Genomic DNA, 22,233 nt, shown 5'->3' on the forward strand with positions numbered 1-22,233 from the left:
TCCAGTAGGATGTCGTACATCAATAGAATTCAATTGAATATGAATACAGATCAGCTGCAACAGACTTGTTTCATACTAAATAACAAACATTGTTTTAAAAGTCAATTTGGGTCGTGATATACAAAAAATAATTATAGTTGAATTTTCTCTTTTCAAGAAGGCCAAAATGAATTATTGTTGCTAAGGGGCTTTTTGCCCTGGAAAGAGAAACCATATAGTTTGAGGTGATTATTTTGTCAACAACGGGGCAAGCTTCAAAACCCGGAAGTCTTTTTCGCAATCGGTTATACCAGACCATTCTCATCTCAAATGTCCTTCTGCAAATTGGAATTTGGGTCAGAAATTTTGCCATTCTAATGTTTGTAACAGATCAAACGAATCAAGATCCGCTGGCAATATCATTAATATACGTCGTCGAGTTTGCTCCGATTTTCGTGTTTTCCTTTATCGGCGGAGCATTTGCCGACAGATGGCTGCCGAAGCGCACGATTATTTGGTGTGACTTTCTGTCCGCGCTTTCCGTATTCGGCGTCCTGCTGACGCTGATGTACGGCTCCTGGGAGGCCGTCTATCTGGCTACCTTTGTGTCCGCCATATTATCGCAGTTTTCTCAGCCATCCGTGATGAAGCTGTTCAAGCAGCACGTTCATCCGGATCAATTGCAGCAAGGCATGGCTTTGTTCCAATCGCTGGTTGCGATCTTCATGGTCGCCGGTCCCGTGCTGGGCATCTTTGCTTACCATCAATTCGGAATATATAATTCAATCGCCGTCATGGGCGTGGCCTTCCTGCTCTCCGCCCTCGTCATGTTCCGGCTGCCGCCTGACGAGAAGCCGGAACACAAGCCGGTGCGTACGACAAACATCCGCCAGGAGCTGGCCGATGGCTTCCGTTATGTATGGCGCAGCAAGGTGCTGAAAGTGCTCGGGGCAACCTTTGCGATTGCCGGCTTTGCGGTTGGAACGATTCAGACCCTCGGATTATTTATCGTTACCGAAAGATTGGGCCAGCCTAAAGAATTCCTGCAATTCCTGATGATGGTCAACGGTGTTGCTATGTTTATAGGGGGCATCGTCATTATGATGCTGACAAAGAAGTTCGCCCCGCAGCTGCTGCTTGCCTTCGGAATAACGGTCAGTGCCGTATGTATTGTCGGCATGGGCTTATCGACCAGCATTCCTCTGACGCTATTTCTGCAGTTCATCAACGGCCTCACCTTTCCATGCATTCAGATCGGCATCAATACGATGATTCTTCAGAATACCGAGCAGTCCTACGTCGGCCGGGTTAACGGTGTGCTCAGCCCGATGTTTACGGGGATGATGGTCATCATGATGTCCCTGGCCGGACCGCTTAAGAAAATGTTTCCGCTCGTCGAAATTTACACCGTGTCGGGATGCGTTATGCTTATCGGCGCCCTGATTCTAGTACCGATCTTCAAGCATAGACCGGCAGCGATCACAATGGATGTGGCTGCCGAAGCAGTCGCTGGCGCCGGTACAGGTTCAGCAGAGGTCACGGTCTCCGGCTCGGCTGAGCAAAGCTAAGCCTAGCGCGAGCGGTTGGAGCGTTCATTGCAGCGGCCTTTTATGGCCGCTTCGACGTATAAAGTTTAATTACCCGAATAGAACAGGGATTAATACGATACGGTTAAATAAAAAAAGTCCGAAGCAGAAATCTGCCTCTGGACTTTTTTTATTTAAGGCTGTGTGTTCAACGCCAGCGCTGATCATCCAACGTTACTAATGAATTAGCGCTTGTTGAAAATATCCGTCAATACCGGGACGATTTGCGATTTTCGGGACACTACGCCCTTCAGCACCGCTTTGTTGTCGACGAGCTTCACGCCATAAGCTTCTTCCACCGCAGCCGCATCCTTGCCCACGGCCACGCCTACGGAGTCATTGTTCAGAATGTCCGTTACCACAAACAGGAACAGGTCAAGCCCCTTTTTCTCCACGATGCCTGCCAGCGCAGCTTCCAGCTCAGCCTGACGGGACAATACATCATTTACGTCAACAGCGTTGACTTGAGCAATTTCCACCTTGGAGCTGCCCATCTCAAATTCCTTCGCATCCAGGGAAATCAGGTCCTCGATCGATTTGTCGCTTAGATCCGCCCCTGCCTTGAGCATATCCAGGCCGTACTCTTCTGAGTTCACACCGGCGATTTCAGCCAGCTCGCGAGCTGCTGCAACGTCCTGCTCAGTGCAGGTCGGGGATTTGAAGAGCAGAGAATCGGAAATGATAGCCGACAGCATCAAGCCTGCGATATTCGCCGGAACCTCGATGCCGTTCTCTTTATACATTTTGTTCAGAATCGTTGCCGTGCAGCCCACAGGCTCCGCACGGTAGTACAGCGGCCCGCTCGTCTCAAAGTTGGCAATCCGGTGGTGGTCGATGACTTCAGCCACCCGCACCTGCTCGATGTCCGAGACGCTTTGCTGGCGTTCATTATGGTCTACAAGAATGACATCCTTCACTTCCCCTGCTACGCTCTCCACAATGCGAGGCGCCTTGAAGCCAAAACGATCCAAAGCGAACTGTGTCTCCCCATTTACGCTTCCAAGAGCGACGGCTTCCACATTCCAGCCCAGCTTGGATTTCAGATCCGCATAAGCGATGGCAGAGCAAATCGTATCCGTGTCCGGATTTTTGTGACCGAAAATCAATACTTTGTCCATCTTAATACTCTCCTTTTAGTCATTAGCTTAGAAAAGTATATCCTACAAGGCCTCGGACAATCAAGATGATAGAGTCCTAGATTCAAATATTTTACATCGATTAAGGCCAATTTTGCCAAAATAGCGGCTGCGAATTAAGGAGCGGCTCAGATTGCTTTCAGCTAACTTTCAGATACTCTCTCTATAATAGAGAGAACTATTTTACAAGGCGCTATTGCATGGAGGAGGCTACAACTATGAGTCACATACAAGGCCTAAAAATTATGCTCGTTGACGACGAGCCTCACATCGTTCAATTTCTGGAGCTTGGACTCATGAATGAAGGCTTCGAGGTGCGGAGCGTGCACGACGGTCTAAGCGCCATCAATTTGGCCGCCGAATTCCAGCCGCATCTCATTGTTCTGGACGTAATGATGCCCGGCATGGACGGATGGGAGGTCTGCCGCCTGCTGAAGAAAACCGGACTGCACGCCTCCATTATCATGCTGACGGCAAAGGATGAGGTGGAAGACCGGGTAAAAGGACTGACGATCGGAGCGGACGATTACGTCGTCAAGCCATTCAGCTTTGAAGAGCTGCTGGCCCGCATCGGCGCCCGCCTGCGCAATCAATTCCCGGCGTTGATCGGAGAAGCTGCAATCGGTCCGTTCAGGCTCAATGACAAGAAGAAGGAAATCATCTACCGGGAGCAAGTGCTGGAGCTCTCGCCCACGGAATACGAGCTGCTTAAATATCTCGTGATCAATCATGGCATCGTGCTGAGCAAAACAACAATTCTGGATAAGGTGTGGGGCTATGATTTCGGCGGCGAGGAGAACATCGTCGAGGTGTATATCCGATCGCTGCGGGACAAATTGAATGATAAAGAGCATCGCCTTATCCGGACATTGCGCGGTGCAGGATACAGGATCGATATATGAGCAGGCTTAAGCTGATTCCAGGCCGCATTTGGAGCATGGCAGCCCCCCGCTCTCTCCGGATCCAGCTGCTGTCCCGTTCCCTGCTCGTGCTGGCGGTGCTGCTTCTGCTGATCGGTGCGCTGCAGTACGTCATCATGAAGGACTTCCTGTACCGGAATCAGGCAGAGACGATGACTTCCCAAATGCGCGGGCTGCCCAAGGAGCTCTTCGGCGTTCCCGGCTTCGTACCCGAACGCTGGAACCTTCGTGTGCCTGAGCTGGACGGGGAGGAATCCTCCGATGCTCCCTCCGCTGCAGGCAGGGCAATGGACGGTTCCGATCATCCCGGCAATCAGCCGTTACTATTCCTGCCCGACATGTCCATTGCCTATATTTCGGAGGACGGCGAATTCACCGATTGGACGGGAGCTGCAGACAGGGTCTCCCCTCAATTGCCCACGGAGAAATATGCCGCTCTGCAGGAGCAGTTCCGGCATAGTGGGCACAGCGGCTATGAGGTGGTGCAGGATGAGACGGGCCGCGAGCAGCTCGTCGTATTCCGTCCGGCCGGCGGACCTGGCGCTCCGTACGGGCTGATCCAGGTCGGCAAGGATACCGCGCCGCTGCAGAGCATCGTCCTGCGGCAGCTCCTGACGTTCGCCGGACTGTCCGCCCTGGCTCTGGCCTGCGGCCTGATGCTCTACCTGCCGCTGCTGCGCCGGACGCTGCACCCGCTGAACCGCATGGTGCGGACCGTCGAGGACGTCAATGCCGGCAACCTGAGCATCCGCTTCCCCTCCAGGCAAGGGCAAGCGGAGATCGATGCGCTTGCCCACTCGTTCAACGGAATGCTCGAGCGGCTTGAAGTTTCCTTCGACAGCGAGCGGGAGGCGAAGGAGCAGATGCGCCGCTTCATCGCGGATGCCTCCCATGAGCTGCGGACGCCGCTTACGTCAATCCATGGATTCCTGGAGGTGCTGCTGCGCGGAGCGGCGGCCCATCCGGAGCAGCTGGAGGCCTCCCTGAAGAGCATGCTCGGCGAATCCACGAGAATGAAGAAGCTCGTCGAGGATTTGCTGCTGCTCGCCAAGCTGGATCGCCGGCCCGAGCTGGAGCTTCGTGAGACGCGGCTGGATTCGCTCATTTCGGAGATGGAGCCCCATTTGCGCATGCTCGCCAAGCAGCGGACGGTTCGCTTCGTCCTCACCGGAGGGGTTGGAGGAAGGTATGACGCTAACGCGGTCAAACAGGTGATCCTTAACCTGTTCAGCAACGCGGTGCAGCACACCGACCCCGAGCAGGGAGTCATTACCGTAACGCTGACCGCTTCGCATATGGAGGCTATGCTGTCTATTCGCGACAACGGATGCGGCATTCCGCCGGAGCATTTGCCGCACGTCTTCGACCGCTTCTACCGCAGCGACTCCTCGAGGTCGCGAAGCCGCAGGAGTCACGGGGGGGCGGGGCTCGGCCTCTCGATTACCCGTTCGATCGTAGAGGCGCATGGCGGAAGCATCCATGCCATCAGTCCGCCCGGCGAAGGCGCTGCATTTGAGGTGAAACTGCCGCTGAACGCGCACTGCGGACATTGTAAGTAGAGCGGGAACCGCAGAAGGCCCGGGCAGACACTTCATAAGGTGTCCTGCCCGGGCCTTTTCCCTACAACTGTTTTTCCGCTATTCTTCGCTATCCTTCGCTATCCACTTCTAGCAATCCGCTCCCAATCGCATATTCCTTGAACTTGTTGTAATCGCTCAGCCTGCATTCCATGGCAAGCTTTGTTCCCTCAGCCTCGTAGCTGGTGGATTCGATATCCGCATTCTCGTTGAAATAGGAGACGACCGCGCCTTGATCATACGGGATAAGCATCTCGCAGCGGATATAATCCTTGAAAATCCCCTTCCGGATGCACTGCACCAATTCCTCGATGCCGATTCGCGGCTTAGCGGCCATATAAATCCGGTCATCTTCAACCTTCGGTACGGGATGCTCGGTCAGGTCGCTCTTGTTATAAGCATAGATCGTCGGAATATCGGTAATGCCGATTTCCTTCAGCGTCTCATTCGTAATTTGGATGAGCCGGTTATATTCCGGGTTGCTGTAATCGACGACATGGATCAGCAGGTCGGCCTCCGCCACCTCCTCCAGCGTGGAGCGAAACGCCTTAACCAGATGATGCGGAAGCTTGCTGACGAATCCGACTGTATCCGTAAGCAAGAAAGCTTTGTTATCCGGCAGCGGGATGTTCCGCACCGAGGTCTCCAGCGTGGCAAACAGCATATCCTTCTCGAATACCTGCTTCTCCGCCGCCGGATTGTACCGCTCCATCAGCGCGTTCATGATCGTCGATTTGCCGGCGTTGGTGTAGCCAACCAGAGACACGACAGGCAGGTCCTTCTTCTTGCGCTGCTTGCGCTGCGTCTGGCGATGGGCCACGAGCTCCTCGAGCTCTTTGCTCAGCACCGTGATCTTCTCTTCAATCCGCCGGCGATCCAGCTCCAGCCGGGTCTCCCCTGCCCCGCGGTTCTTCGTGCCCACGCCGCCGCTCTGCCGGCCGAGGGACTCTCTCATCCCGACAAGACGCGGCAGCATGTATTTCATGTGCGCGATCTCAACCTGGAGCTGTGCTTCCCTCGTCTTGGCCCGCTGGGCAAAAATATCGAGAATGAGCACCGTCCGGTCGATGACCTTGCACGCCAGATCCGCCTCCAAATTGCGAATTTGCGACGGGGACAGCTCATCGTTAAAAATAACGAGATTGGCCTCCTGCCCTTCAATAAGCGCTCGAAGCTCGCCGATCTTTCCCGTCCCGATGTAATGGGACTTATTTACTTTCGGCAAATTTTGCGTTAATGTGCCAACGGCTTCAATGTGGCACGCCTCCGTCAAATTTGCCAGCTCCTCCATGGAGTATTCGAAATCCTCCTGATGATTCAGATTCACTCCGACCAAAATCGCTTTCTGCTGCAATTGTTCCATATATGCATTCCTCCTCCGGCATTCGATGCCGAGTTCCTGGACAGAACTGTTAAGTGATAAGAATAACGTCGACCGACACTTTTCATGTAGACAGACCGCATCAGCGGCAAGGCTCTGTTGCGATTACAGAATGGTCCAGCTTTGCTGTAAAGTTCTCTATAATCCAAAAAAGACACAGGCATCCCCCTGTGTCATGCAAACAAGACCCGCAAGACATCAAGCCTACGGCAAATAACGCTTCCCGTAAGCGACGTCAGGCACGATCGGCATATTCTATTATAAAGGTTCCCTTTATGATAGCACACCTATCCCGTTTGCCCTGCACAGGGCAGAGCCTTTGAGCACTATTCAGTTAGCCGCGCAAAGTGGTGAAACGGGAATAATGTAAATCACAGGGAACCCTCCGTTCTTGTTCAAAAGTAATACCATATTAACATAATTTGCAAAACTGCACAATGAGGGGGCGGCTTTTCCTTTTGTGCCCTGCCCAGATCTGCTGCAGAGCAAGTCTAAGTCGCGGGATTGCGGAATATTAAACAGTATACGAAACCAATTGCATCTCTATTGCGTTAATATTGTGAAGGAGGCTTGCCATATGCATGATTTTGGTTTCCCGCCGATGGGAGGGGGCGGCTTTTTTAATACGATGTCCACCCTGTTCCCTATCATTTTTATCGTCATATTGGGAATTATCATCGCTACTTTCGTCTCTAACGGAGTAAAATACGCCCAAAACCAACGCTCGCCCCAGAAATCCGTATTCGCTACCATTGTATCCAAGCGGACTTACGTAGAGCATCATTCCAGCCACCATGCAAATGATCATATGCATTCCTCCACATCGCGCACTCACTATTACATCACCCTGCAATTCGATAACGGAGAACGCAAGGAATATCTTGACGTTAAGAACCTGTATGGCCTCGTCGCCGAAGGCGATACTGGATATGCTCTCGTGCAGGGCGAATGGATCGTGGCCTTTGAGCGCAGCGTGGAAGGAAGCCGGGAGAGGGCTTATTAAGGGCTTATTGAAAGCTTATTGAAAGCTTATTGAGGGCTGAGGGCTGATTGAGGGAGATTGACGATAAGCTCAAGCGTGAAAGCCGGTTCCTCGCTTAGAGAAACCGGTTTTTTGCCGCTCATAAAGTTCTTGAAATATAGAGATTCAATAAAAGAAAGCTGGTGTTCTCATCTACATGAACAAGCTGCTGAGGCCGCTGCCATTTCTTCTCGCACTAACTCTGCTGTGTATTCTTACAGCTCTTCTGCTGCCAATAACCGAAAAGGCAATTATCCTAGCTTCCGTTATATTCTCGGCTTACCTGCTGGCGACCCTCATTCACGAATCGGGTCACTTGCTGGCAGGCGCTTGGGCGGGGCTGAAGCCGAAGGAGATGATTGTCGGCCCATTCCGCATCGCTTTTACCGGACGTTCCATCGTCCTGCGTTCCAACGATAGTTGGCTGTGCTTTGGGGGAACGATGCGCTTTGCCGCCCCCTCCAGCAATCTAGAAGAGGTGGCAAGAAAATGGTCCTGGATGGCTCTTGGCGGACCCGCAGGAAATCTGCTCACCGCTCTTCTAATTCTGCTCCTTGCCCCCACCCCCTATTTGTGGGCGGAGTGTTTACTGTGGATAAGCTTTGGTCTCGCGGCTGCAACACTTTTTCCTTTATCCAATGGAGTCAGCCATTCCGATGGAAGGCTGTTCCTGATTCTGTATAAGAAATCGGCCAGGGCGAGCCTATTGATAGCCGGTGTTATTCTGCAGAAGGATTACCTGTCCGAGCGCCGGCCCGCCGAATGGAATCCGAGAATTACCGACACAGCCGCCCGGTTGCTATGCGACCTACCGGAACGGACGTTAGAACAGCTCGCTGAGGAGAGCGAGCTGCGGATGTTTCTCTATTATCATTTTGCCGATAAAGAACAACCGAAGGAAGCGGTAGAATATATCCAGCCCGTCAGCTTGACCAAGCATCCTTCTGCCGCCACCCCATTAAGCCGCATCATGATCGACAGCCTGTATGCTGTGCATCTTCTAACGCATTCTCCGTGCAGCACTGAATCCCGTCAGGAAGCAGAGGCGCTTGTCAAAGGCCTGTCTGACCGCGAGCCCTACAGCTACCACAAAGCCTGGGCGGCCTTGCTGTCCACACAGGGACAAACGGAAGAAGCAGCCAGACACTTAACTCAAGCTCAAATTCTTCTGCATCGCTGGTTCAGGCCGTTTGGAACTTATCATTTCGAACTGGCCTCCTTATCGCAAATTCAAGATCGCCTGGACAAAGCTTCCAAAGCCGCAAAGAATTAATTGACCGGCAGCCCTTGGGCTTGGGCATAATGGCCCCAATGCGGCCTGCGGCCGTCGATATCGCGATACCCGTACTCATCGGACAAGCTCCAGCTTGACCAGACCTGGCCCGCTTTGGCCGCCACCTGGGGATCGGCAGCGAGCGCTGCGATTCCTTGCGCCAGGAAATACGGTGTTTCCGATTCAGCATAATGCGGCTCTTTGGCAATAGCATCCTGCCAATTCTCCTCCTCTACGCCAAAATGCTCCAGCATTTGCTCGGACCGCAGAAATCCCGGCGTCACCGCTAATGCAGTCACATTATAGGGACGGAGCTCTTCGTGCATAGCGGCTGCCAGGTGGATCGGGGATATTTTGGCCAGGCTGTAATATAGATTGCCGCGATAGTTGTAGCTTACCCCGTCCGTCACTTCAATGATCAGCCCTGATTTCCTTGCAACCATTAACGGCGCACCATAGTAGCTCGTAATCATATGGCCTGTGACCGCCCGTTCCTGCATGAGCAGCCCCTTTGCCAGCGAGGCTTCCCAGAATGGAACTCCCCATTCAGTTAAATGCTCGCCGCCCCATAAATCATTCACAAGGATGTCCAGCCGTCCATCCTGCTCCGCGCTAACCCGCTCGAACAAGGCTTTTACCTCTTCTTCCACCGTATGGTCTGTCCGGACCGGAATTCCCTTGCCTCCGCAAGCCGTTACCAGTTCGGCCGTCTCCTCGATCGTCTCCGAGCGCTGCAGATCGGAAGGGTTCCCGCGAACGCTCCGCCCTGTGCAGTATACGGTAGCCCCCGCCGCGCCTAGCGTTACCGCGATCGCCCGCCCAGCCCCTCTTGTCGCGCCAGTCACGACGGCAACCTTGCCCTGCAGCGAATTTTGCTCTACGCTCGCCATTAAGCTGGCCAGCCGTTCCTTTTCCATTTTGATATTCATATTGATCCATTCCCTCCCCGGTGATTTGTATAGACTTCCTCTTTAGCTTACTCCAGAATATATGACATCTTTTGTCTTATATCACGGCCGAAAGAAGCCTGAATTAAAAATAAGACCCACTGACAGGATGATGAACATGCCCGCGGGTCTCTCTTGGGTCGTGCTGAACCATTTATGATCAAACTATCAAGCTTGCAAGCCATGTTACTGCTTGGTATCCAGCGGCTCCAGCTGAGCCTCGATCTGCTCGCGCTTCGCCTCCAGAAATGGCGGGAGAGCGAGTGATTCGCCCAAACGCTCGATATCCTCGTCCGTGTCAAAGCCCGGACCATCGGTGGCGATTTCGAACAAAATACCATTCGGCTCTCTGAAATACAGCGACCGGAAATAGAAGCGGTCCACAAAGCCAGAGCTTGGAATCCTCGCCGCTTTAAGCCGGGTGACCCAGGCGCGCAGCTCCTCCTCATCCTCCACGCGGAAAGCCACATGGTGCACCCCGCCGCGGCCAAGGCGCTCTTTGGGCAGATCATTTCGCTCCTCGATGTGTACTTCGGCCCCTGTGCCGCCTTCCCCGGTCTCAAATACTTGAATATCCGGCTGTCCGGCAATACTGGACGGATATTCTCCTTTCTTCCTAAAGCCCATCAGCCCGGTGAGCACCAAGATCGTTTGCTCGGGGTTTGCTACGGTGAATTGCACCGGACCTAGGCCCGTAATCCCGTATTCCGCAGGTACGGCGCTTTTTTCCCAAGGTATGCCGCCCTGAACGCCTTCATTGTGTTCATCAGAAACGAGAATTAATCTTTGGCCCTCAAAATCGGTGAAGGCCAGCGCCGCTCTTCCCGCCCGCTTGGTAATGTCTCCACGCTCCACGCCATGCTCATCCAGCCTTTTGCTCCAATAAGCTAGCGCTGCATCATTCGGAACGCGCAGGGAGATAGCCGAAATGCTGTTGTTCCCGTCCCGGTTGCGGCCCGCCATTGGGATTTCGAAGAACGTCAGCTCTGTTCCCGGATTTCCTCTGCCATCTCCGTAGAACAGGTGATATACGGAAACATCGTCCTGATTCACTGTCTTCTTGACCAACCTAAGCCCCAACACCTTCGTGTAAAAATCAAAGTTGTTCTGGGCATTCGCCGTAATGGCCGATACGTGATGAATTCCTTTAAAATGCATCATGATCCCTCCATGTTAGTAGATTGCACATGCTGCTGCGATCTATTCTTGTTCCAGTGGGAAATGCTGAATCTCCCGCAAATATTGGTTTGCTATGTGGAAGACGAATTTTTAAGCTTTATATAAGTTTTTTTAATTATTTCGATAGTTAAGTAAATCAGAACCACATTTAAAAGATATAAATGCCCTCGTAATGAAACAAATTGAGTAAACATATCCCATGTGTACAGTTGATATTTTTGCCTTGGCAAGTTTTCGCTGAAATAGTATAAAAACCTAATCGGAAAACCTATTGCATAAGTGCTATCACCGACTAATTTAAAATTCGAAATAGATATAGAAAAAAACGGCAATGCCATGCTTATTATTAAAGTCGTTACAGCAGATTTATTCAATTCTCGCTTATCTTTTCTCGCTCTCAACGTTAGAATACTCCCCCCTCTCTAATTCTTATTCCAAAAAAGGATGGATAAAAATTCGAAGAAAACATAGCAAAACCAGCACCGAAGTGGTACTGGGTTGCTTTTTTATGGAAACTGTATTCGTTTTGCAGCAAGGCTCTCTTCTGGGGGCAGATTTCTGTTGCCGGTCGAGCCTACTCAGTCACAAAGCCGTGAATGAGTGCTGGTACTGTTGCCTGCTCGGCAATCGTGATATTCGCATAGATTCTCTCAATAACCTCATCGACGTTGTCGCGGTTGGCGTGAATCGTTACCAGAGACTCTCCCGCCGCTACCTTGTCGCCGATTTTCTTGTTCAGCATCAGGCCGACCGCCAGATCGATTTCCGATTCCTTCGTAGCGCGTCCCGCTCCGAGAAGCATAGCCGCCGTACCGATCTCATCGGCGACGATGGAGGCGACGACGCCGCTCTGCTTGGCCGGCACCTCAATCCGGTACGCCGCTGTCGGCAGCTTACCGGGATCATCGACGATGGAGGCGTCCCCGCCCTGATTGGCGATGAATTCCTTAAATTTGGCCAGCGCCTTGCCGCTGGAAATCGCCTCCCTCAGCTGCTCCTCCGCTTCCTCCAGCGAAGCGGCCTTGCCTGCCAGAAAGACCATTTGACGGCCAAGGGCCAGGCACAGCTCCTCCAAATCCTTCGGCCCGCGGCCGCGAAGGGTGTCGATCGCTTCGCGAACCTCCAGGGCGTTGCCAATCGCTGCGCCGAGCGGCTGGCTCATGTCGGAGATGACCGCCATCGTTCTGCGGCCGACATTGTTGCCGATGCTGACCATGGCATGCGCAAGCTCCTTGGCGTCCTCCACGGTCTTCATAAATGCGCCGGCCCCTGTCTTCACATCCAGAACGATCGCATCCGAGCCTGCGGCAATCTTCTTGCTCATAATGGAGCTGGCGATCAGCGGGATCGAATTGACCGTGGCTGTTACGTCGCGCAGCGCGTATAGCTTCTTGTCCGCTGGCGTCAGATTGCCGCTCTGGCCGACGACCGCGATTCTATACTCGTTGACGAGCCTGACGAATTCCTCCCTGCCGATTTCAACATGAAAGCCGGGGATAGATTCCAGCTTATCGGTCGTGCCGCCGGTATGGCCCAGCCCCCGCCCCGACATTTTGGCCACGGGGATGCCCAGCGCGGCGACCAGCGGAGCGAGGATAAGCGTCGTCGTATCCCCGACGCCCCCGGTGGAGTGCTTGTCAACCTTCACGCCTTCGATCCCTGACAGGTTAATTGTATCGCCAGAGCGAACCATCGCCATCGTCAAATCAGCCCGTTCACGCTCGCTCATATCCTGGAAATAGATCGCCATGGCCAGCGCGCTCACCTGATAATCGGGAATCTCGCCCCGCGTATAACCCTCGATGATGAAATTAATTTCCTCGGTCGTGAGCTCCTGCCCATCGCGCTTCTTCTCAATCAAGTCCACCATTCTCATCGCAGATTCTCCTCATTATGATCTGATTGGCTGCTCTCGCATAGCATCCCATAACCTGACTTGCATCCAGCAATCCGGGCTCGAGCTGCTTTATCGCCGGAAACTGTATGAAACTAAAGAAAATTACAATGAAGCGGCCGTTTCCAGGGCAACCTCCATCATGTCATGGAAGGTTGTCTGCCGTTCTTCCGCCGTGGTCTCTTCCCCAGTAATCAAATGATCGCTCACGGTGAGAATCGTGAGTGCGTTCACCCCGAACTTGGCTGCGATGGTATAGAGGGCGGTCGTCTCCATTTCTACGCCCAGCACCCCGTAATCCATCAGCTTCTGTACGATGGATTGGTCATCGCGGTAGAACATGTCGGAGGTAAATACATTGCCGACATGCATATTCAGCCCTTTGGCGAGCCCGCGTTCATACGCAGCCTTAAGCAGCTGAAAGCTGGCGATTGGCGAGTAGTCATAGCCGCCGAAGGCATGGCGGTTCATGCTCGAATCCGTGCATGAGGCCTGGGCGAGGATAACCTCCCGCACGCGGACATGCTCCTGCATTGCGCCGCATGTGCCGACGCGCATCAGATTTTTGACGCCATATTCCTGGATCAGCTCATGAACATAGATCCCTATGGACGGAATGCCCATTCCGGTACCCTGCACGGACACCCGCTTTCCTTGATAGGTCCCCGTAAATCCGAGCATGCCTCGTACTTCGTTGTAACAAGTCACGTCGCTCAAATAGGTCTCCGCGATATATTTCGCCCGCAGCGGATCGCCCGGCAGCAGAATCGTATCCGCAACGTCTCCCGGCTTGGCTCCAATGTGTACGCTCATCGTGGCTTCCTCCTATCCTCGATATGGTTACTGCAATTCGTTCAAAAAGCTTGCCCCGTGCTCCGGCAGCTTGACGCCGAAGTTGTCCGCTACGGTAGCTCCGATATCCGCGAAGGTTCTGCGCAGCGGCAATTCCTTTCCTCCTCCGGCAAAAGACTTGGAATACACCAGCAGCGGCACGTATTCTCGCGTATGATCCGTTCCTTTATATGTCGGGTCGTTGCCGTGATCTGCCGTAATGATCAGCAGGTCGTCGTCCTGGAGCAGCTCGAATACCTCCGGCAGGCGGGCATCGTATTCCTCTAGCGCCTGTCCGTAGCCTTTCGGATTACGCCGATGGCCATAGACGGCGTCGAAATCAACCAGATTCAGGAAGGATAACCCGTTGAACGGCGTCTTGATCGTCTCGATCAGCTTATCCATGCCGTCCATGTTGGACACGGTGCGCACCGCCTTGGTCACCCCTTCCCCGTCATAAATATCGGAAATTTTGCCCAGGGCGATCACGTCGAAACCGCGATCCTTCAGCTCATTCATCGTCGTACGTCCAAACGGCTTTAGCGCATAGTCATGCCGGTTCGATGTCCGCGTGAAATTGCCCGGCTCGCCGACAAACGGACGGGCGATAATCCGGCCCAGCATATAAGGATCGTCCAAAGTGATCTCGCGGCAGAACTCGCAAATTTCGTAGAGCTCTTCTAGCGGCACTACCTCTTCATGAGCGGCGATCTGCAGCACAGAATCGGCGGAGGTATAAACGATCAGCGCGCCCGTCTTCATATGCTCCTCGCCCAGCTCGGCAATAATCTCCGTCCCGCTGGCCGGTTTGTTGCCGATGACGCTGCGGCCCGTCTTCTCCTCGATGCGGCGAATGAGCTCCTCGGGGAAGCCGTCCGGAAAGACGCGGAACGGCGTATCGATGTACAGACCCATAATCTCCCAATGTCCAGTCATCGTATCTTTACCCCGCGAGGCCTCCTGCATTTTCGTATAATACGCCAGCGGCTGAACCGCTTGAGGCACGCCCAGAATCGGCTCGATGTTAGACAAGCCGAGCTTGGCCATGTTCGGCATGTTAAGCCCGCCGCAGGCCTCGGCAATATGCCCGAGTGTATCCGCTCCCAAGTCGTCGAATTCGGCAGCATCCGGCGCTTCGCCGATCCCGACGGAGTCCAGGACGATCAGGTGGATTCTTTTGAATTTTGCCATGCTCTCTCACTGCTTCCTTTCTGCGCTATGATGCGTTGATCAGATGTAACCCGGCTGAGTTATGCTCCTGCTGGTTGTTGCTCCTTAGATCAGGGCACATCGTGCGAACTGCTCCCTGTCGCGCACGATGCGGATCCGGGGCATGCTTGGATGGCTGCCGGCCATATACTACTACTGAGTTAATGATGTGGCAGGCTCGCTGGGGCTGAGTTTATGCTGCGACAGGTGCTGTGCCCGGACAAACTTAATGACAGGTCTTATGCTGTGACAGGCTTTATGCTGCGACAGATTTCATGCTATTGCTGAGGTTAGGCTACGGACGATCTTAAGCTTCTGCTGCTCCGCTGCTTCTGACGAGTCTCGCTGATTCGTGAGAAGCGTCTAGCAGCCTTAATATGCTCGCGACTATGCACGCAGGGAGCAAAGCAGTGCGTACGATGTACAGTTGTCAGATGTACAGTACCTGTGTACAGTACGATGTGCAGTTCGTTGTGCAGTTCGATGTACGGTACGATATACAGCACGTTGTTCAGTAAAATATAATACGGTGTACAATGCCTGTATCGATGACGCCAGCCGCAGCGGCTTAGTAAGCGCTGCTGCCCTGCTCTCCCTTCACGATCTGCACCCCGGAGCTTGCACCGATGCGGGTGGCGCCGGCTTTAACCATCCGGTGAACGTCCTCCAGGCTGCGAATTCCTCCGGAGGCTTTTACGCCTATATCAGGGCCTACCGTCCGGCGCATCAGAGCTACATCCTCCACCGACGCCCCGCCGCCCTGGAAGCCGGTAGACGTCTTCACGAAATCGGCACCGGCCTGCACGGCCAGCCTGCAGGCTCGCACCTTCTCCTCATCCGTCAGCAGAGAGGTCTCAATAATCACTTTAACCAAAGCCTTGCCCGCTGCCGCATCAACAACGGCCCGAATATCGCGAAGAACGGCATCATCATCCCCAGATTTCAGTGCCCCGATAGGTATAACCATATCGACCTCGGCAGCCCCGCTGCGAATTGCTTCTTCTGTCTCGTAAGCCTTCGTCCTGGAAGTGGAGGCGCCAAGCGGAAAACCGATGACGGTGCACACCTTCACTCCGGTACCCGCCAGCTGCTCTGCGGCAAAGGCTATCCAAGCGGGATTCACGCACACGGAAGCAAAGCCGTACTCCTTCGCTTCATTCGCAAGCTGCCTGATATCTTCTAACGTTGCGTCCGAACGCAGCAGCGTATGATCGATAATGCCAGCTATACTCAAAAATACGCTCTCCTCTATCGTTTGTTTTGATCCATTAAATGATGCAGGAATGAACTATACTACCCCAATCTTAACACCCGGATGAACGAATGTATATCGCCTTGTGAAATTATGTTCAAGTCGCGTTTCCTCTTATTGTTCCCGTTTTGGATTCCGTATTCAGCAGTCCCCGCGGCTGCAAGGCATTCTCTCACAAAGCTTCGTTAATGGATGGGCTGCCATTGCTTTTTCAACCATTAATGCGCCTCGCCTCCCTTGCACCCTCGCCAGCAGCCACAGCCGGATTACAGTCTGGCGCCGGAGCCGGACTGCCCCAGATCGCGGAGCGTAGGGCAATGCCCGCAAGGCCGATCAGCGCGGTAACCGCTCCAATGAGCAGAAAAGCAACGCCCGCCCGGGTTGCCTGGATCAGAACGCCCCCCACCAAAGGAGCGACCAGCATCACCAGACTGGTGATCGTGCTCTGAATGCCATACACCCGGCCGATCAGCTGCTCGGAGGTTTCTTTTTGCAGGATATAATTTTGCGTTACCATGTACATGCCGTTGCCGATGCCGATCATCATGCCGAGTCCGAGAAGCAGCAGCACGCCGGTTCCCGGAGGGCACAGCCCCAGAAGGGCGATCCCGGCGCCAATCAATATATAACCCCCGCCCAGACCCCAGCCGTAACTGATCCGATTCAACCGGTTGAGAACGACAAGCACGGCCACCGCCCCGGCGCCAATCGCGGATACCAGCCAGCCAATCAACGATTCATTGACAGGATCAATCGTGCGCAGCAGAGTCGGGAACTGGTAATCGATCATCAACAGGGCGGTCAAGCCGACAAAGCCGAATATCATCGTGTACCGCACTTTTTTGGCCTGAAAAAGATACAGCCAGCCCTCCCGCCAATTCTGCAGAAAAGCAGCCCAAGCCCCAGAACGGGGACCTTCGGTTCTTCCCGCCGCCTCTGTCCTCCGGGAGACCGGAAGGCTGCGCAAAGGGAGCAACAGCGCCGCCGACAGCAGCCGCGCACCGGCATTGAGCATAATGCACGCCTGCGGCGATAATGCAGTCAGCGTCATCGCGCCGAGCAGCGGTCCGGCCACCTTCGAGGACTGGTTGACTAGGCCGTTGAAGGACGTTGCCTGGAACAGCAGCGCCGGCGGCACGACCTGTCGGGTCAACGCTTGCTGTGCAGGCACGTGGAATACGCTGCAGGCCGCGCGGAGGGCCAGCAAAGGGAGCAGCCAGGCTATATGAGGCGCGGCGAGAATGCATAGTGTGAGCCCCGCGGTGATCAGGTCGCAGACCAGCATAAGGCGTGCTTTGCGCACCCGGTCTGCAACCGTTCCGGCGAAGGAGCCGAGCAGCACCGCTGGCAGCGCCATCGTTACCGGGATGAGGGCGAGCAGCATCGGATCGGCGCCCCAGCGGTAAGCGACGAGCACCTGGATGGCCAGCGCGTCGAACCAGTCGCCAAAGGAGGCGAGCGCATATGCCGCAAACATACGCCTGAAGTCTCGGATCGATAACAGGGAGTAACGTTGATTTCGCGTCATAGGCGAATCTTTCCTTTCTGATCGTTAGTCTCCCTATCCTATCTCCGAAATGTCAGAGGAAGATCAGACGGCCTGAAATTCCAGACAACTGGCTATGATAATGCAAGAGCTCGCCCGATGACGGCTTCCATCCCCTCTCTGTGCTTGGATAAACCCATCTCCTGATCCAGGGCTGCAAAGAGAGCCGTGTATTTGCGCTCCATTTCGAGTCCAGGGCGATTTCGCGCGAGATACCCCATGATTTGGCAAAGTGAAATGGCCCGCAGCGGAACGTTCAGTGACATGTCCAGCACATCCAGGCCTTCATCGAACAGCTGCTCTGCCTCCTTCTCCCGGCCGCTCGCCAAGCACAGCAATCCCTGCACGATCCGGAAGCGCCCGATTTCACGCAAATACGGCGTATCCTTAAGCAGACCCGTCAAGCGTTCCGACACCGTGTTCGCCCGCTCCAGCTCCCCGGCCAGCACATAGACGTAAATTTCCATAATGGCTACCGGCATAACAAAGCCGCTGAGCCCCTCCGCTTCCACTATCCTTCTCGTCTCTTCGAAGCGCTTGATCGCCTCGGTCGCAAGCCCGGCGTCGGCATACACCTCAAGAATATTAAGAATGCGCATTTCCCGATGCTCCTCCGCGGAGAGAATGCGCCGCGACAGAGCCTGCTCGCAATAGCGAAGCACCTGCTCCGGCGGCGGATTGGTCCCGCGGTACAGAATCAGCAGCCAGTACAGCCGGGTCTGCAGCGGCACTTCATCTGCTTCCAGAAACCAGGCGGTATCCCCCTGAATGAATTTCAGATAGACAGTGTAGAACGGATCCAGCTCAAAGCCGAGAATGTCCTGCTGGGTCGCTAGTGCCAGCATGGATTTGCCCTGCCCGAACAAATGATACTTCTTGAAAATGTCCCGTACCGAGGAGTTGACCTCACGGTCGCCTAACGACGGATTGATCACGGATGCTTGCTCCCTGACGGTCAGGCTGTAGCCGTATCCCCGCACCGTATTGATCCGGATATGCGCCCAAGGGGAGAGCTTCTTCCTCAGGCGATATATATGATCATCGACCGTCCGCTCCACCGGGAACTCCAGCGCCCATACCCGGTCAAGGAGCTGGTCGCGCGTAAATACGCGGTCGCGGTGACGGTACAGAAACTGCAGGAGGGCAAACTCCTTTGGCAGCAGCCCGATGCTCTGGACACCCCATTTAATCTTATAGCCGGAAGGATCGAATATCAGTCGCTCCATAACTACCCCTTCTTCATATGTTGTATTAAATTTATCATAATCCATTCCCCCGTTCCTGAGAAATAAGAGCAGTCGATCGTGCCGAAAAGAGCAAAATCCCCCAAGGGAGCAGCGGGGATTAATTCAGGCCGCTCCTTGGGGGATTCATAATTGTAATTTTATAGCATTGCAGGCGTACGCTTTGACTTCTGCGGAAAATCGGGCAATTCGTTCACGGAGACGACTTCATTCGTCTTCTTCTCCGGCCGCTTCCAATACTGTTCATTGCCGGGAAGATCGTCGAACCAAGACGCATCCTTCGGACAATCGAGGATCATCAATTTACCGTAATCCCCGTCGCGGGACTGATGGTATTTCAAGTAGGCCTTGCCGTTTTCAATCGCGAGAATTTCGATCTTGCCGGACGTATGGCTCATCGACAATCTGACTCGTTTGCCCAGGCCTGATGTTCTCGCCTTCGCCTCCTCGACGATCCGATAGACCTCTTCCAGGGTAAGTACAAAATCACGGTTTCCTGCAACCGGTCTGTTCACGAAGAAGTAGTACGGCGTAACCCCCGCCCAGGACAGCTTATCCAGCAGCTCGCCAAGCACTGCAGGGTCATCGTTGATGCCTTTCAGGACCGGAGTCTGGTTGACTACGATCGCGCCGGCCTCATGCAGTGCCTGAAAGCCGCGTCTCGCTTCCGGCGTAATCTCACGCGGATGGTTGATATGGGCCATGACGTAAATCCGCTGTTCCGGCGTGGAATAGGTGCGAATCACGTCAAGAAGCTCCTCGTCCTCGTAAATGCGCATCGGATTAAACACCGGAATCTTGGAGCCGAGGCGAATGATTTTAACGTGCTTGATTTCACGAAGCTGGGCAAGGATTCCCCGCAGCTTCTCCGTCGCCAGGATAAGGCTGTCTCCGCCGGTCAACAGAACGTTGTTGATCTCAGGATGCTTGGCGATATAATCGATCCCCGGCTGGACATCGGACATGGCCTCCTTCACGTCATTGCGGAACAGGCGCTTGCGGAAGCAATACCGGCAATACGCCCCGCACACCTCCGATACAATCAGCAGGGCGGTCGTTGTATACTTGTGCTGACAGCCGGGCACGACGTAGTTGGTATCCTCGTCAGAGGCATCCCAGCGGCCATATTCCTCGAGCTCTCCCTCATTTGGAATGACCAGCTTGCGAATCGGGTCATGAGGATCGCTCCAGTCGATCAGATTCAAATAATAATCGTTCACCCGAAATACGAATTTCTCCGTAATCGGTTTCAAACGTTCGCGCTCCTCTTCAGGAATCATCGTCAGTCTGTCCAGGTTGGTAATGTACTTTGTTTTCGTCTTAGTCATTGTACTTCCTCCTTCCTAGTAATCAACAAAAAAAGACCCCGGAACGGGGGGTCTGGGCACAGCTTCGCCAGCAAGGGTCAGAAGACAAAAACAGACCCCGAAAAAACAGGGTCTAAAGAGACGTAATAATGATCTTATAACAGACCCATCCACTGCTGACGAGGTTAGCTGACGGACTCGGGTAAGATGGTACCCTACACCTCATAGGAATGAGTGATTCGCCCCATAAAAAGAACTGGTTCCCCCGCTTTCTTGGCTCCTACCAAGAAACTAAGCGTGTGTCTATGATAAAGTGTGCGGGCGAGATTGTCAACCTTAGGGCAATTAACAATAGAATTGGAATAATTATAATATTCTTAAAATTTGACGTTTAATGTTATTTTCTGTCATCCTCCCTGTCATGGTCCGTTCGGGGTCAAGCTTTTGGTGAGGCGGCTTAAACTGCGCCGCTATTTCATAAGTCGCCAGCTCGGAGCTAATGATTGGGCTGTCTTCCGGTTTAAGCTCCCTGACTTTGCTGTGCGGCGTTCGCGCAGCTCTGCTTGCTGACCATTTGTCAAAATACCGGCGATCCTCCCATGTCGTGCAAACCTGCAGCTCGTCGCATTCCTGGCTGTTATCCTTGATCAGCACTTCCATGAGCAGGAAGCCTTCAAAAGCATGAACCGGTAAAGGCATCCTGAAGCGGGACAATACTTCATTTGCCCTGCCTTTTCGCACCCGGATCGTTTGGATGGCCTTCATCATCACCATCATTTTCCGACCACTTCTTTCGATAGGAATGAACTTAAATACTCATAGACGAAAATAGCGGCATTCCCCCCAGCCTCGGCGTGGCGAATCAGCGATATACCGTGCGGGCCTTTGGCATAGACGGTCTCGGGGTGATTTTCAACAATCGCTTTAACGACGTTCAGCTCTCCAAGCATAGCCGCAGCAAAAATATCCATCCGTGCCCCGTTCGCCAGGAGCAGCCTTGCAATGCTGAAATTCCCGGTATGCGACGCGGCGCCGAGGGCGCTCTCCCAATCGCCGCTCCCCCAATCGATGACCCCATGAACAAGCGCGGGCTCCTGCTTGAGCAGCCTTGCCACCTCGTCATAATCGCCATGCGCCGCTACAATAAATTCACGTACCAGCTCATGATTTAAAGGCCCTCTTGGCATGTATAACCCTCCTTGCCCGTTCTCTGCGAACCTCTCGCTCTCTGTTTCTGTTCATCGATCGCTCGTTGCCGCTCGCCCTCTCTTTGGCACACCGCCGCACTGACAATGAGAAGCCATGATATATATACCAATAATGCCTGGTTCATCTTTCATTCCTCCACCCGCGTAATTGATAACCATTCTCAATGATCGATTAATTCTATTTTATTGATAATGATTCTCATTGTCAATAAAGAGGGTGGAATCTTTCCCTCTAATAAACTAAAATACGTATTTATGACTAGATGGCCAGGATCAAGTAACCAGATGTAATTCATGCAGTTAGTTCATCGATTTTGGCCGTGTTGGCGGGAACTTACTGTAAAACCTACATTTAGATTTGAGCTATTTCGGCGAATTCGCTCCACTCACGCAAACTAACTGCATGTTCTGCATTTAGCCTATGGTTTTTTGGATAAAACAGCTTAACTAGCTGTATGAAATACATTTAGTTTTAAATTTCAATAAATGGGTACTTGGTTGGGATTCTGAAAGGCGAAGAAATGTATACGGGTACAAGTTACTTGCTCCGTGTCTTTTAGAACAACCGGAATTTTATCTAAGGGAGATCAAATCATGTTAAGGAACAGCACGCCATCTTAAGGAAAGCACGTCATCCTAAGGAAGAGTACGTCCTATCGTTTGTGTAAAAGAGCTTGGCCTCCTCCAGAAACAACGTAATCTTCGCAGCCTGTACCTCCCTATTCAACACCAAAAAGATCAGC

General features: G+C 53.3%; 19 protein-coding genes and 1 riboswitch. Of the genes, 5 read left to right on the forward strand and 14 right to left on the reverse strand.

Annotated elements, in window-relative coordinates; genetic code table 11:
* Window positions 1-233 precede the first annotated feature (233 nt).
* Window positions 234-1,547 carry an MFS transporter gene (locus BN2762_RS01375; RefSeq protein WP_055105270.1) on the forward strand — a complete coding sequence of 438 codons (1,314 nt, stop codon included), beginning with the start codon at window positions 234-236 and terminating at the stop codon, window positions 1,545-1,547.
* Between the two features lie 203 nt (window positions 1,548-1,750).
* Here BN2762_RS01375 and BN2762_RS01380 read toward each other — a convergent pair whose 3' ends face one another.
* Window positions 1,751-2,683: a manganese-dependent inorganic pyrophosphatase gene (locus BN2762_RS01380; protein WP_055105271.1), complete on the reverse strand. Its 933-nt coding sequence runs from the start codon at window positions 2,681-2,683 to the stop codon at window positions 1,751-1,753.
* A 236-nt stretch (window positions 2,684-2,919) separates the two neighbouring features.
* On the opposite strand from BN2762_RS01380, the gene BN2762_RS01385 reads away from it, so the two are divergent.
* Together BN2762_RS01385 and BN2762_RS01390 are read left to right on the forward strand one after the other, a co-directional pair.
* A complete protein-coding gene (locus tag BN2762_RS01385) occupies window positions 2,920-3,603 on the forward strand; it encodes a response regulator transcription factor (protein ID WP_055105272.1) in 684 nt (227 codons plus the stop codon).
* On the forward strand, window positions 3,600-5,180 hold the full coding sequence (locus tag BN2762_RS01390; RefSeq protein ID WP_083484728.1) for a sensor histidine kinase: 1,581 nt from the start codon (window positions 3,600-3,602) through the stop codon (window positions 5,178-5,180). The genes BN2762_RS01385 and BN2762_RS01390 overlap by 4 nt, the downstream gene beginning before the upstream one ends.
* An 88-nt stretch (window positions 5,181-5,268) precedes the next feature.
* On the opposite strand, the gene hflX is transcribed toward BN2762_RS01390, so the two are convergent.
* Entirely contained in the window at window positions 5,269-6,561 is a 1,293-nt protein-coding gene (gene hflX / locus BN2762_RS01395) for a GTPase HflX (RefSeq protein WP_055105273.1), read from the reverse strand.
* A gap of 595 nt (window positions 6,562-7,156) precedes the next feature.
* Between hflX and BN2762_RS01400 the strand changes: the two genes are divergently transcribed.
* Both BN2762_RS01400 and BN2762_RS01405 read left to right on the forward strand, forming a co-directional pair.
* On the forward strand, window positions 7,157-7,582 hold the full coding sequence (locus BN2762_RS01400; RefSeq protein ID WP_083484729.1) for a DUF2500 domain-containing protein: 426 nt from the start codon (window positions 7,157-7,159) through the stop codon (window positions 7,580-7,582).
* A 175-nt stretch (window positions 7,583-7,757) separates the two neighbouring features.
* Window positions 7,758-8,873 carry a hypothetical protein gene (locus BN2762_RS01405; RefSeq protein ID WP_055105274.1) on the forward strand — a complete coding sequence of 372 codons (1,116 nt, stop codon included), beginning with the start codon at window positions 7,758-7,760 and terminating at the stop codon, window positions 8,871-8,873.
* Here the strand turns inward: BN2762_RS01405 and BN2762_RS01410 are convergent.
* The 12 genes from BN2762_RS01410 to BN2762_RS01460 form a co-directional block, all read right to left on the reverse strand.
* Window positions 8,870-9,763 (reverse strand): SDR family oxidoreductase, encoded by an 894-nt coding sequence (locus BN2762_RS01410; RefSeq protein WP_055105357.1) that lies wholly within the window; start codon window positions 9,761-9,763, stop codon window positions 8,870-8,872. The two genes, BN2762_RS01405 and BN2762_RS01410, sit on opposite strands and share 4 nt — an antisense overlap.
* Before the next feature lie 243 nt (window positions 9,764-10,006).
* On the reverse strand, window positions 10,007-10,978 hold the full coding sequence (locus BN2762_RS01415) for a ring-cleaving dioxygenase (protein ID WP_055105275.1): 972 nt from the start codon (window positions 10,976-10,978) through the stop codon (window positions 10,007-10,009).
* Window positions 10,979-11,070: 92 nt separating this feature from the next.
* Window positions 11,071-11,400 carry a hypothetical protein gene (locus tag BN2762_RS26710; RefSeq protein WP_148499848.1) on the reverse strand — a complete coding sequence of 110 codons (330 nt, stop codon included), beginning with the start codon at window positions 11,398-11,400 and terminating at the stop codon, window positions 11,071-11,073.
* Window positions 11,401-11,573: 173 nt separating this feature from the next.
* Window positions 11,574-12,875, reverse strand: coding sequence for a pyrimidine-nucleoside phosphorylase (locus BN2762_RS01420; RefSeq protein WP_055105276.1), 1,302 nt, complete (start codon window positions 12,873-12,875; stop codon window positions 11,574-11,576).
* Between the two features lie 123 nt (window positions 12,876-12,998).
* Window positions 12,999-13,706 carry a purine-nucleoside phosphorylase gene (gene deoD / locus BN2762_RS01425; RefSeq protein WP_055105277.1) on the reverse strand — a complete coding sequence of 236 codons (708 nt, stop codon included), beginning with the start codon at window positions 13,704-13,706 and terminating at the stop codon, window positions 12,999-13,001.
* 27 nt (window positions 13,707-13,733) lie between these two features.
* Window positions 13,734-14,915, reverse strand: a complete 1,182-nt coding sequence (gene deoB, locus BN2762_RS01430; RefSeq protein WP_055105278.1) for a phosphopentomutase — start codon at window positions 14,913-14,915, stop codon at window positions 13,734-13,736.
* Between the two features lie 586 nt (window positions 14,916-15,501).
* Window positions 15,502-16,167: a deoxyribose-phosphate aldolase gene (deoC, locus tag BN2762_RS01435; RefSeq protein WP_055105279.1), complete on the reverse strand. Its 666-nt coding sequence runs from the start codon at window positions 16,165-16,167 to the stop codon at window positions 15,502-15,504.
* Between the two features lie 229 nt (window positions 16,168-16,396).
* Window positions 16,397-17,713, reverse strand: coding sequence for an MFS transporter (locus tag BN2762_RS01440; RefSeq protein WP_055105280.1), 1,317 nt, complete (start codon window positions 17,711-17,713; stop codon window positions 16,397-16,399).
* A gap of 92 nt (window positions 17,714-17,805) precedes the next feature.
* On the reverse strand, window positions 17,806-18,957 hold the full coding sequence (locus tag BN2762_RS01445) for a winged helix-turn-helix domain-containing protein (protein ID WP_055105358.1): 1,152 nt from the start codon (window positions 18,955-18,957) through the stop codon (window positions 17,806-17,808).
* Between the two features lie 158 nt (window positions 18,958-19,115).
* Window positions 19,116-20,303 (reverse strand): KamA family radical SAM protein, encoded by a 1,188-nt coding sequence (locus tag BN2762_RS01450; protein ID WP_055105281.1) that lies wholly within the window; start codon window positions 20,301-20,303, stop codon window positions 19,116-19,118.
* A 138-nt stretch (window positions 20,304-20,441) separates the two neighbouring features.
* Window positions 20,442-20,590, reverse strand: a riboswitch (cyclic di-AMP (ydaO/yuaA leader).
* 58 nt (window positions 20,591-20,648) lie between these two features.
* Entirely contained in the window at window positions 20,649-21,059 is a 411-nt protein-coding gene (locus tag BN2762_RS01455; RefSeq protein WP_074048545.1) for an antibiotic biosynthesis monooxygenase, read from the reverse strand.
* The gene (locus BN2762_RS01460; protein WP_055105282.1) at window positions 21,056-21,469 is read right to left on the reverse strand and encodes an ankyrin repeat domain-containing protein; all 414 of its coding nucleotides are present in this window, start codon (window positions 21,467-21,469) and stop codon (window positions 21,056-21,058) included. The genes BN2762_RS01455 and BN2762_RS01460 overlap by 4 nt, the downstream gene beginning before the upstream one ends.
* Window positions 21,470-22,233: the final 764 nt, after the last annotated feature.

It is taken from the genome of Paenibacillus ihumii (genome assembly GCF_001403875.1).
Lineage (GTDB): Bacteria > Bacillota > Bacilli > Paenibacillales > Paenibacillaceae > Fontibacillus > Fontibacillus ihumii.